The sequence below is a fragment of the Microcystis sp. BLCC-F209 genome (assembly GCF_041928595.1).
Classification (GTDB): domain Bacteria; phylum Cyanobacteriota; class Cyanobacteriia; order Cyanobacteriales; family Microcystaceae; genus Microcystis.
This window is the reverse complement of record NZ_JBHFLL010000115.1, coordinates 1-11858: the sequence shown is the minus strand read 5'-3', so window position 1 is coordinate 11858 and position 11858 is coordinate 1. Positions and strand designations below refer to the sequence as shown.

Here is an 11858-nt window from a genome sequence, read left to right as displayed (position 1 = left end):
AGGTTCTTCGGTTTGTGTTATGTAATGGACGGGGGTTATAAGAGATGGAACCCTTATAGAGAAAGACATTGGACGATTTTTGTCAATTGTTTTTGATCTAGAGCGAGCTAATCAGTTAAATCTTTTGCCAGATAAGGATTTAGTCAATTTATGCCCCCCTATCGAACCATAACAAGTAACGAAGAGCCATCAGTTATCAGTAATCAGTAATCAGTTATCAGTAATCAGTTATCAGTTATCAGTAATCAGTAATCAGTAATCAGTTATCAGTTATAAGTTATCAGTTATCAGTTATAAGTTATCAGTTATAAGTTATCAGTTTACTGATATTACATTTTGGGCGCACGCGATGCGCCTCTACCATATAAAAACTGACTAACAAATTATCTAAAAGTCGCTTGAACCTTTAGCCAACAAGAGTTAATTAGTTTCATTATCCTAGATAAGTTTTTAAATACTTGACAAAATATATCAAATAATTTATAATATTAGATAGCCAAAAATCATGATAATGTGCTATCAACATAATCGGGTTTTAGGTGTTTAAAAATTAGTTTTTCAGTAATCAAATCTGGAATTTATGAGCATTTTAGAACTGATAGAAAAAAGACTAGAAGAAAACTTTGCCCTCCACGAACAATACCTAAACCCCCAGATGGTTAGGGTACTAAAAACGATCGGCTATGATCGCCACTACGTTAAAGCCGAAGGTCCGTACCTCTTCGACAATCAGGGGGACAAGTATCTGGACTTACTGAGTGGTTTTGGTGTTTTCGCTCTCGGACGCAATCACCCCAAGATCGTGCAAGCTTTACAAGAGGTATTGACGGCAGCATTGCCCAATTTAGTCCAATTGGATGCTTCTATCCTAGCGGGATTGCTGGCGGAACGGTTAGCAGCGATCGCACCAACTGGATTAGAACGAGTTTTCTTTGCTAATTCTGGCACGGAAACTGTCGAGGCCGCCATTAAATTCAGCCGCTACGCCACCGGACGCAGCCAAATTGTTTACTGTCAGGGAGGCTACCACGGGTTAACCATGGGTTCCCTTTCCGCCACCGGCGATCCCCATTATCGCCAGGGATTTGGGCCGTTTGTGGCCGATTTTAAGGAAATACCCTTCGGCGATCTGGCCGCGCTCGAAAAAGCTCTAATTAACCAAGAAGTAGCGGCTTTTATTACCGAACCGATCCAAGGTCACGGGGTGAGAATTCCCGAACCGAACTATCTCCCCGCGGCCGCGGACCTTTGTCGTCGTTACGGCACTCTTTTTGTGGCCGATGAAGTGCAGACCGGTTTAGGCCGGACTGGCAAAATTTGGGCTGTGGAACATTGGGGGGTAGAACCAGACATTTTATGTGTTGCCAAGGCTCTTTCGGGTGGTTTTGTGCCAGTGGGAGCGGTTCTCTGTCGTCGCTGGATCTTCGATCGAGTATTCGATCGCATGGATCGTTCTGTGGTTCACGGTAGCACTTTTGGTAAAAATAATCTGGCCATGGCCGCCGGTATTGCCACTTTACAGGTGATTGAAGAGGAAAAATTAGTCGAGCGATCGGCCGTAATCGGTCAACAAATTATCGCAGAACTACGGCCCCTGGTAGATCAGTACGAATGTTTGCAGGAAGTGCGGGGATTGGGTATGATGATCGCCTTGGAATTTGCCGAGCCGAGCAGTTGGTCACTAAAAGCCGCCTGGAAAATGCTAGAAACCGCCAATAAAGGGCTATTTTCCCAGTTAATCGTCGTTCCCCTCTTTACCCGCCATCAAATCCTCTCCCAGGTTTCCGGCCACGGCATGAATATCATCAAGTTTATCCCCCCCCTCACCCTCTCCGATGAGGATTGCCGTTGGCTGATCACCGCCGTTAAAGATGTGGTCGCTGATGCACACCGCTTCCCAGGGGCCGCTTGGGAATTCGGTAAAACCTTGGCCAGCCAAGCTATACGCCAAAAAACCGCCAAAAAATAGTTAATATGTCCAGTTTGTTTCATCCCCTCTGCGGTAGTAACCTTAGTACCCTATTACGTTTATTTTTGACCAATGGCGGCATCGATCGCCCCAATTTGGCCCCGGCAACCCTGGCCCTGGCAGTTACCCTGGCGCGACTGCCTTTTTCTACCCTAGAACGAATTTTAATGACAGGGTTTTATGAGCGCCGCGTGCAGGTAAAAGCACCCATTTTTATTGTCGGCTATTGGCGCAGCGGCACGACCCATCTCCACAATTTACTCGGTCAATCGGAGCATTTTGGCTATATTTCGCCCCTAGCGGTGGGATTACCCTGGGATATCCTCGGTATCGTCCGCTTATTTCAACCGCTGCTAGAATTGGCCCTACCAAGCGATCGCCATGTGGATAACGTTGCCGTTACTCCCGATTCCCCCCAAGAAGACTCGATCGCCCTGGCCAGCATGATCCCCCTTTCCTACTACCATGGTTTATACTTTCCCCAACGTTTTCAGTATCATTTCCAGCGAGGGGTTTTTTTTCAAGGCTGCAGCGAGAAAGAAATCGCCAATTGGCAACGTTGGCATACTCATCTATTAAAAAAAGTTTCCATCCATCAAAAAGGCAAACAATTACTACTTAAAAACCCCGTTTATACGGCACACATCGCCAGATTGCGAGCTATCTGGCCCGATGCTAAATTTATTCATATCTACCGCAATCCCTATCTAGTTTTTCCCTCAACCCGTCACTTTTTTACCCGCATCCTACCGGAACTAGCACTACAATCCTACGATAATTTATCCACGGATGAAATCGAGCAGGTAATTCTGAAAAGTTATCCCCCAATGCTCAATTCTCTCCTGCGAGATAGTGCCGATTTACCCGCCGATAGTTTTGTAGAAATTCGTTTTGAAGATTTAGAAAAAGCTCCCCTAGCACAAATCGAGAAAATCTACGATCAACTGCAACTTCCCGACTTAAAAATATCTATGCCTCGCTTTGAGAAATATATCAGCAGTCTGCAAGGATATAAAAAAAATAATTATCCCCCAGATGCAAAAGCGATCGAGTTAGTCGAATCCCATTGGCTGCCATTTATTCAACGTTGGAACTATTTTTAGTTATCAGCTTTTTCAGTTATCAGTTATCAGTTATCAGTTATCAGTTATCAGTTATCAGTTATCAGTTATCAGTTATCAGTTATCAGTTATCAGTTATCAGTTATCAGTCATAATTCATAATTCATAATTCATAATTAATAATTTAGTATGAAATATCTTAAATTTATTTTTCTGGGTTTAGGTTTTGTTTTACTAGGGGTAATTTTGCGCCAAACAAATCTGCAAGAAGTTTGGCAACAAATCACCCTAGTCGGTTGGTGGGGAATGACATTAATAATTATTTTTTACTTCCTAGAATTCCTCACCGATGTTTTTACTTGGCAACTAACTTTTAAAAGTATTCCTATCCAACCTCGATGGACAATTCGCCTATTATTAATTTACATGGTAGGGGCAGCCTTTAATCGCGTGACTCCTTTCGCTTCTTTGGGAGGAGAAGGTTTTAAAGCAGTGATGTTAAAAACTCACTATCAGATTAGCTATAAAGAAACCAGTGCCTCGATTATTCTGACAAAAACGTTAAATACTGCTTCCCTTGTCTTCTTTGCAATTATCGGTTTTTTTCTGCTCCTAGCTTCTCCAAAATTTTCTAATTCTTTTAAAACTTTTACTGGATTAAGTCTTGCTATATTCTCCAGTTGTATCCTGATATTTTTCTTGATTCAGCGATTCCGTTTATCCTCCCGAATAGTTAATCGATTAGGTCATTCTTTTTTAGGCGATCGCCTAGCTAAACCTTTAGAAAATCTTCGCAGTGTCGATGATCGTTTAGGGGAATTTTACCGGAATCTGCCCCTATTTAGAAATGGCTTGATCGTCGGTTTTCTCAATTGGCCCCTCGGAGTTTTAGAAATCTATGTTTTAATGCAATTTCTCCAACATCCGATCACTTTTGCCGATGCTTGGTTATTTGATTCTGTCGCTCAATTGGTGCGCGCTGGAACCTTTTTTATTCCCGCTAATATCGGTACTTTAGAAGGCTCTTTAGTGCTGCTGGGTGCTTCCTTAACCGGTAGTCTAGAATTAGGTTTAGCGATTTCTGTAATTCGCCGGGTTAAAGATATTCTCTGGATTATATTAGGTTTGTTGATCTGGTGGTTATTTTCCTTAAGACCGACTTTACCCGATCGCTCTTCAAAATAATCTCCATTAGTCAACTCCCGGCTCTTCTAGGTTCTCTGTGATAAGTTTAACTTACATAGGATCGATCCATCTTTGTGTCCTCTGTGTCTCTGTGGTTCCTTCCACTCCCTCGCCAGCGGTACTGTATCTTAGAATACATTTTACCCACCAAATCCAAGAGAGCCAACTCCCGATTATTCATCCTGTAATTTTTCGCGTACATTGCGAACAATCCGCGATAATTCAGTCTTTTCATCGACGCTAATTTTAGTTGGGGAACCACTAATAATCCGCTCGTAATTGCGGAAAGAATCCTTGATATCCGCCCCGTCCTGACTGATAGTATATTCACGAATCCCTTTATCGTGCCAAGAACCGCGCATCTTAAAGACGTTAATCGCTCGCGACATTTCGCCGCGAATTTCCACATATTGCAACATTAAAATCGTGTCGGTAATCGTAGAAATATGGGATTCGGTGATCGAGTGCGCTCCCATAAATTGGTCGGTGGTATTGGTGAAAAATCCCGTAATTTCCTCCTGTTTGGCGTATCCTGTCACCCCGATCACAAATTGCCGAAAAGCATTATTTGTCACCCCGCGCGCGAGTGCCGATAGAGAATCAATAGCAATACGAGAGGGTTTAAATTCCGAGATTTCCGACTTAATCATCTGTAAATGGTCTTCTAATCCCGCCGATTCGGGGTAAGAACACAACAATTTTAATAATCCCTTGCGTTCCATCTCCTCAAAATCGATCCCCCAAGAAGAGGCATTTCGGGACAATTGGGCGCGAGATTCTTCATAAGCGAACAAAATCGCTCGCTCACCGCGCCGACATCCTTCTTCCAGAAATTTACTGACTAGGAGAGTTTTACCCGTACCGGTTGCTCCTGTGGCCAAAATAATCGAATCCTTGAAAAAACCGCCTCCACACATATCATCGAGGGTTTTTACTCCCGAAGAAATGCGGACATTAGAAGAGCGCTGAGTTAAACGCATGGCTCCGAGGGGGAAGATATTAATGCCATCATTGGTGATAGTAAAGGGATATTCCCCCTTCATGTGGGTTGTTCCCCGTAATTTGAGGATTTCCGCGGTTCTGCGTCGCCTTTCTCCCTCTAGCACGTTCCGCATAATTACCACATTATCAGAGACAAATTCCTCTACACCAAAACGGGCCACCGCTCCGTATTCTTCGATACGTTCCGTGGTCATAATTGAAGTCACTTCTAATAATTTTAACCGGGCCACGAGCCGAAAAATTTCTCGCCGCACCACTGACACCGCTTCGTACTGCTGAAAAACAGCAGTTACAGAGTCAACCGATACCAGTTTGGCTTTATATTTGGTAATTGCGTATTGAATGCGCTCGATTAAGGCCGAAAGATCAAAACTACCCACCACCTCTTGACCTTCCGGATCCGGGGAAGCATCGAGAATAAATAATTTACCCTGGTCAATTAATTCTTCTAAATCCCAACCAAAACTATAGGCATTTTGGATAATATCGGTGGGAGATTCTTCAAAAGTAACAAACAGGCCCGGATAGTCAAAATACTTGATCCCATGGTAGAGAAATTGCACAGCAAGCAGGGTTTTTCCCGTGCCAGAAGTGCCACTAACTAAGGTAGTTCTCCCCATGGGTAAACCACCGTGAGTGATCTCATCAAAACCTTCAATTAGGGTTCTAATTTTGCGAACACCTTTCGGTTTAATCGGTGGATTTGGTTGGCTATTAGAGTTAGATTGAGTCATTATTTATCCAGCGAGTATTTAAAGAGTAGGATTTTTATCTAATTTTTCCACAGAAACATATCGGGACTGACTAGACACTTTACACTATCTCGATTGCCATTGACTCTTGACTTTCCCATAGACGTACTAGATTACGCCCCGATCATTTCTCCTTCAATAAATATAACCCGTCTAATCACCTATTGCCGAAGGCCTAGCTATCATTTTCTCGTTCACGAATTTCCTCGTACAGTAAGTCTAAACCGATCAGAACCTTCTCTCGATCGGACAAATCACCGATAATTTTCCGCACCGGGGGAGGGAGGACCTTCGCGAGGGTAGGAGTGGCGAGAATCTTGTCTTCCTCCGCTAGTTGCGGGTTTTTCAGCACGTCAATCACCTTGAGCGCATAAACTCCCTGAAATTCCTCTTCTAGGATATTTTTCAGGGTTTTTAAGGCTCGCACGGAGTTGGGGGTGTTCCCGGCGACGTACAGTTTTAAAACATAGGTTTTTTTAAAGACGCTCATAGGTTAGGATCAAAGGGGCTGGGGATATGAGTTCATCGCTATTTGTCTGGGATATTTTAGTCTATTCCCAATATTGACACTCCCATCGCACTCAAGCGCGGGATTCTTAGTTCAACGAGTCCACTTAAATTAGATGCCTTGCGTTATCCAACCCAGAGGTGGTTCTCTCCCTAAGCGTTACTTTTCGTATGCCCTACGATAGTTGTATTTCTACAAAGTTTGCTTGAATTGAAACGTTAGCTTCAAATACTGCTTTGTCTAGTTCCTGCAAAGATTTTACCTACTCACAGGTGAGAAACTAGAACTATTGAGTAGAACCCTATATCTTTGATTGTCAAGGTGCAGATAGCGTAGTGGTTAGACTACAGGGGTTTTTAGAGCGGTTGATTACCCTATCCGCTATACTCATATAGTAGCTATTTGGCCTGAGTAGGTCAAGACCCTTAAAAGAAGAAGTTATTCGAGATTTTTTCAGGATACTGGACACTTATTTTTAATCGTGCTTCGTGTCACTGAGCCTGTGGAAGTGCTGTTTTATATTGGCTGGGGTTTCATCCCGTCGCACTAAGTGCTTCGGGTCTTCACCCCGACATTTGAGATAAATCATCAGGGATATCCTCGCGAGGTATGGAACGACGGTACATTTCCCCTAGATGAGCCAGGATATCAATGAGAGCGAGACGATAATCTAGGAGAATTTCCTCGCTTCTGCCTTCCAATTTTAATTGTTGGGAAAATTCATCCATTAACTCCATGTGAATTTCCAGAATTTGCGACACGGAGAGATCGGTAAAAAAGACATTATTAACCAACTCGTCGATCGCTTGATTAATCGGATAATCCTGTTGGAAGTAATTTAAAATAATCTCCCGATAATCTGCTCTTACTTCCCGCAGTAATTCTTTTTTTTCCTCCGGGGCAAGATTGCGATAAAATAGCTGCGGGTTGCGTTTGTAGTAAACACCTAAATAGCCGAGTCTTTCTTTTAATTTTTCTGCTAAACGGCGCTGTTGTAGGAGGAGAAAACTGTGATTATTGGCCACTGGATTCGGTTGGTTAACAATCGTAGTCCGCTCGGAAAAAGAGCAGTTAGGAGCTAAATGGAGAAATCGAGCGATCGCTTGGTCGATTACCGAGGTGATGCTGTCTAATTCCTTGACGGTAATTTGTAATTCGGCACTATGATAGAGACAGGTGGGAGAGTCATTCGTTCCGGCAGTGATGTTTTTGTCAGCGACAATGATCACTACTGGCAGTAAAACCCCCGCTTCGTAGAGTTGATTAAAAGTCGGCTGTAGGGAAGGATGAAAGACCACCAGCAAACAATCGATTTTTTCCTTCTGTGCCTCGATATTAGCCAGTAATTCGCTAGAAGAGGACCCTAGGGTTAGATTATAGCGTTCATTAGCCAATAAAGCCGTCAAAGAATTAACCAGCCCTGGGGGTGAACTCACTCCCGTCAAGGGTGAGTCCGTTGGGACAAAAGCATAAATAGTCAGTCTCGGAGGCAACGTTTTCTCACCCGCAAGGTAGATAGAAAATAACAAATTATAGGTTAGGCTGTCTCTGTTGAGAAGACAACCCCCTCGCCATCAGATCGGAGAAGTTAAAGTTAACTTGGCTTTTTGGCAGTGGGTATTGTAGTTAATTGTAATCAATCGAGTGGTCCTCTAGATGAGCGAGCGTCATAATCAAGGTAAATTCGAGTTCTAGGACGACTAATAGTTTGGCCATCAGTTTGTTAATTATGCCCTAAAGTTACCGCCACCGCCCACCCAATTATCCCCATGCCTAGCGTTACCCTCAGTCTCCATCACTTTAATCAATCCGTCACTGCCTGTGAATTAATTGTTGATACGGCCAGTCTTTTAGATTTAATTAATACGGGCAATCCAGAAGCGATCGTGGTGGTGGATGAGCGGTATTGTCCCCTAGGACTGATTGAGAGTCAAGCCCTGATCGCTTACCTCCTCTATCAACAACAGCACCCCGAAACCAGAAACCCCTCCTGCAACTGTCTGGATCTGAGCGGTTGGCTGCGTCCGATTATCCCTCTGAACTCGCGCATGGCCGTCAGTGAGTTTCTGGCAAACCTGAGGGGAGAAGCGATCGCATTGGTTCCTATTTTAGTGGATGCTCAGGGTAAACTGTTAGGGCGCTTAGACACGGGCAAACTACTGCAATTTTGTCTCGGGCGCTCGATTCTCGATGATCCCTCTCCGCAGCTCCGCATCAGCGATCGCAATTTCTCCCACCGCGGAGATCGTCCTCTGGAATTTTTGGAACAATTACCGCTGCCGCTGCTGCTCTACAGTCCAGAAGCGGGAATTTTATACCAAAATCAGGCTTGGTGCCAACAAATCGGGGCAGCTTTCCCCACTCAACCCTTAACTCCCCAATCCCCCACCCCCCCCCTGTTCCCCCAGCGTCTGGAAACGCTGACATCGGGTTTAACCAAGACTTGGCGCCTGTTGTCCGCGCCGTTAAATTGGACAGGTCATTATCCCTTGATCGAGAAAACTTCGGGACTGTGGTTACTATTAGCCACCGATATCACGGAACAACAGCAATATTGTCGGGAATTAGCGGTTAAAAATGCCGATTTAGTCCATTTAAATCGTCTTAAGGATGAATTTCTCGCCTGTGTCAGCCATGAGTTTAAATCGCCCCTCACCGCCGTTATCGGTCTCTCCAATCTGCTGCGGGAACAAAAAATCGGTGAACTTAACCCCCGACAGTCCAAATATGCCGATTTAATCTATCGCAGCGGTCGCCAGTTGATGGCTTTAGTTAATGATCTCCTCGATTTAACCCGCCTAGAGACAGGACAACTAAAATTAACTTTAGCTAGAGTCAAAATCGATCGCCTCTGTCAACGGGTGTACGATATCATCGTCGATAAATATCCCCAACGTCTTGATCTCCCCAACAGCTATCGTCTTGACATCGAATCGGGGTTAGATTATGTCCTGGCCGATGAAGCCCGTTTACAACAGATGTTAGTGCATTTGTTAGATAATGCGGTAAAATTCACCATTGACGGCGGTAATTTGGGCATTAAAGTCAATCGTTGGGAAAATTGGCTGGCTTTTACCGTCTGGGATACGGGGATCGGTATTCCGGAAGAATCCCAGCATCTGATTTTTCAGAAATTCCAACAGCTAGAAAGTCCTTTCACCCGTCAATTTGAGGGTGCGGGTTTAGGTTTAGTCCTCAGCCAAAAATTAGCACGCTGTCACGGCGGTGATCTATCTTTTGTCTCCAAGGACCGGGAAGGCAGTCAATTCACTTTACTGCTGCCGGTTCATCCCCAAGGAACAGAAGAGGAACAATCGACCCCCCAACGTCTGGTGTTAGTGGTGGAAGCTAATCCCCAAGTTATCGAACAGTTTGTCGATCGCTTAAGTGAATTGGGATTAAAAGCCATTATCGCCCGTAGCGGGACCGAAGCGATCGAAAAAGCCCGTCAGTTAAAACCCCGTTGTGTTTTTCTCAATCCCAATCTACCCCTCTTGTCCGGTTGGGATGTGTTAACGCTGCTGAAATCCCATCCCCAAACCCAAGATATAAAAGTTATTGTCACCGCCGCCGATTGCGAGCGCAACCGCAGTCAACAGCAAGGGGCCGATAGTTTTCTGGTTCCGCCAATCACTTCGGCAGCTCTGCAAGCTTGCCTAAATCTGACCGTTTCCCCCGTTCCTAGCCGAAAACGGCGCACTGCTCCGACTCTGCTGCGTTTGCACGGTCATTATGCCCCTAATTTCTCCGATTTATCTTCCTTTAGCTGGATTTGGAATAATCAATTAGTTCGGGAGAATTATCGTTTTATTGAGGCCGATAGTTGCGAACAGGCGGAACTTTTAGCCACTGTCTGGGAGGTGGACGCTATCCTAATCGATAGTTCGATCGCAGAAGATTTATACTCTTATCTGCAAACCTTGAGCGAGTCGCAAACCCTAGCTAATTTACCCCTAGTCACCCTTGATGTGGCTGTCACCGAGGTGGCCAATCAAATCCCCGGTTTAGCCGTTTTTCCCTGTTTGGCCCCCCCGACGGAAAACCGCATCGAACAGCTATTAAAGGTAATTGAGACTGCTGATCTGGCTTTTTCTGGCCACCAAGAGGGGTAAAGGGGGACTGATAATTAGACCTCAGCCCGCAGAACCTCAAGGTTGTATAATCTTTAAGAGTTATTAAGCTTTGTATCAGTTTGCCCAGCAGCATTTAATGAATATACTTTTGCTGACATCATCTTTAGGTTTACTCCTAGCGATCGCTATCGTCGTCTATTTTGTTTCCTCTCGCAAGTACCAATCGTCGGACTCGGTGGCCAATTCCTACGACCAATGGACCGAAGACGGGATTTTAGAATATTATTGGGGCGAACACATCCATTTAGGTCACTACGGTTCCCCACCAGAAAAAAAAGACTTTCTACAGGCAAAAGCTGACTTTGTGGCGGAAATGGTCTCTTGGGGAGGTTTGGATAAACTACCCACCGGTGCCACTCTCCTCGATGTCGGTTGTGGTATTGGTGGCAGCAGTCGCATTCTGGCCCGCGACTACGGATTTGCCGTTACCGGTGTCACCATTAGTCCCAAACAAGTGGCACGGGCCAAAGAACTAACACCCCCAGATGTAAATGCTCGCTTTTTGGTCGATGATGCCATGGCCCTTTCTTTTCCCGACGAGAGTTTTGATGTGGTCTGGTCAATCGAAGCCGGTCCCCATATGCCGGACAAAGCCGTTTTTGCTCAGGAATTACTGCGAGTTCTTAAGCCGGGGGGAGTCCTAGTGGTAGCGGACTGGAATCAGCGAGATGACCGTCAAAAACCGCTCAATTTCTGGGAAAGTCCTGTAATGCGCCAACTTTTGGATCAGTGGTCCCACCCCGCTTTTGCCAGTATCGAAGGTTTTGCCGAACAGTTAGCGGCCACGGGATTGGTAGATGGGGAAGTGATGACTGCTGACTGGACAAAAGCCACTCTACCCTCTTGGATTGATACCATTTGGCAAGGGGTGATTCGTCCCCAAGGTTGGTGGCAATTTGGTCTAACTGGGTTGGTTAAATCTGTCCGAGAAGTGCCGACAATTCTGCTGATGCGTTTGGCCTTTGGTACGGGTTTATGTCGTTTTGGGATGTTCCACGCTGTTCGCGCTCAATCCCATCTGCAAGCAAGTCAGCAAGAGTCTCTTACCTCAGTTATCTAGCTGGTTATAATTAAATTGAAGATAAATCCCCCCTTGATCCCCCCTTGATAAGCTATCCCTTATAGGGATCTTTCTTAACAATTTTTGCAGTAAGCACTCCAACCCTTATCCTGACTTGATTTCAGTTTTTTCTTTGTCAGTAAGGGTGTCAACAAGGAATATTACAAATTGTTAACCGAGTCTTGAAA

General features: G+C 44.9%; 9 protein-coding genes. 6 read left to right on the top strand and 3 right to left on the bottom strand.

Annotation, left to right across the window (positions count from 1 at the left end; translation table 11 throughout):
- Positions 1 to 580 precede the first annotated feature (580 nt).
- From ACE1AQ_RS07325 to ACE1AQ_RS07310, 4 genes are read left to right on the top strand one after another with little or no spacing between them, the layout of a single operon-like run.
- Positions 581 to 1969 carry an aspartate aminotransferase family protein gene (locus ACE1AQ_RS07325; RefSeq protein ID WP_110546106.1) on the top strand — a complete coding sequence of 463 codons (1389 nt, stop codon included), beginning with the start codon at positions 581 to 583 and terminating at the stop codon, positions 1967 to 1969.
- 5 nt (positions 1970 to 1974) lie between these two features.
- Entirely contained in the window at positions 1975 to 3072 is a 1098-nt protein-coding gene (locus ACE1AQ_RS07320; RefSeq protein WP_110546107.1) for a sulfotransferase, read from the top strand.
- The gene (locus tag ACE1AQ_RS07315) at positions 3057 to 3185 is read left to right on the top strand and encodes a hypothetical protein (RefSeq protein WP_374808147.1); all 129 of its coding nucleotides are present in this window, start codon (positions 3057 to 3059) and stop codon (positions 3183 to 3185) included. The genes ACE1AQ_RS07320 and ACE1AQ_RS07315 overlap by 16 nt, the downstream gene beginning before the upstream one ends.
- 34 nt (positions 3186 to 3219) lie before the next feature.
- Positions 3220 to 4215, top strand: coding sequence for a lysylphosphatidylglycerol synthase transmembrane domain-containing protein (locus tag ACE1AQ_RS07310; RefSeq protein ID WP_008200831.1), 996 nt, complete (start codon positions 3220 to 3222; stop codon positions 4213 to 4215).
- 173 nt (positions 4216 to 4388) lie between these two features.
- Here the strand turns inward: ACE1AQ_RS07310 and kaiC are convergent, their stop codons facing one another.
- The 3 genes from kaiC to ACE1AQ_RS07295 form a co-directional block, all read right to left on the bottom strand.
- Complete coding sequence (kaiC, locus tag ACE1AQ_RS07305) at positions 4389 to 5951, bottom strand: circadian clock protein KaiC (protein WP_008200829.1); 1563 nt, start codon at positions 5949 to 5951, stop codon at positions 4389 to 4391.
- Positions 5952 to 6144: 193 nt separating this feature from the next.
- Positions 6145 to 6459 (bottom strand): circadian clock protein KaiB, encoded by a 315-nt coding sequence (gene kaiB / locus ACE1AQ_RS07300; protein WP_002733742.1) that lies wholly within the window; start codon positions 6457 to 6459, stop codon positions 6145 to 6147.
- 581 nt (positions 6460 to 7040) lie between these two features.
- Complete coding sequence (locus ACE1AQ_RS07295; RefSeq protein WP_008200823.1) at positions 7041 to 7970, bottom strand: circadian clock protein KaiA; 930 nt, start codon at positions 7968 to 7970, stop codon at positions 7041 to 7043.
- Positions 7971 to 8246: 276 nt separating this feature from the next.
- Here ACE1AQ_RS07295 and ACE1AQ_RS07290 point away from each other — a divergent pair, with 276 nt between their 5' ends.
- Positions 8247 to 10589, top strand: coding sequence for a hybrid sensor histidine kinase/response regulator (locus tag ACE1AQ_RS07290; RefSeq protein WP_008200820.1), 2343 nt, complete (start codon positions 8247 to 8249; stop codon positions 10587 to 10589).
- 97 nt (positions 10590 to 10686) lie between these two features.
- Complete coding sequence (locus tag ACE1AQ_RS07285; protein WP_008200819.1) at positions 10687 to 11670, top strand: methyltransferase domain-containing protein; 984 nt, start codon at positions 10687 to 10689, stop codon at positions 11668 to 11670.
- Positions 11671 to 11858 lie beyond the last annotated feature (188 nt).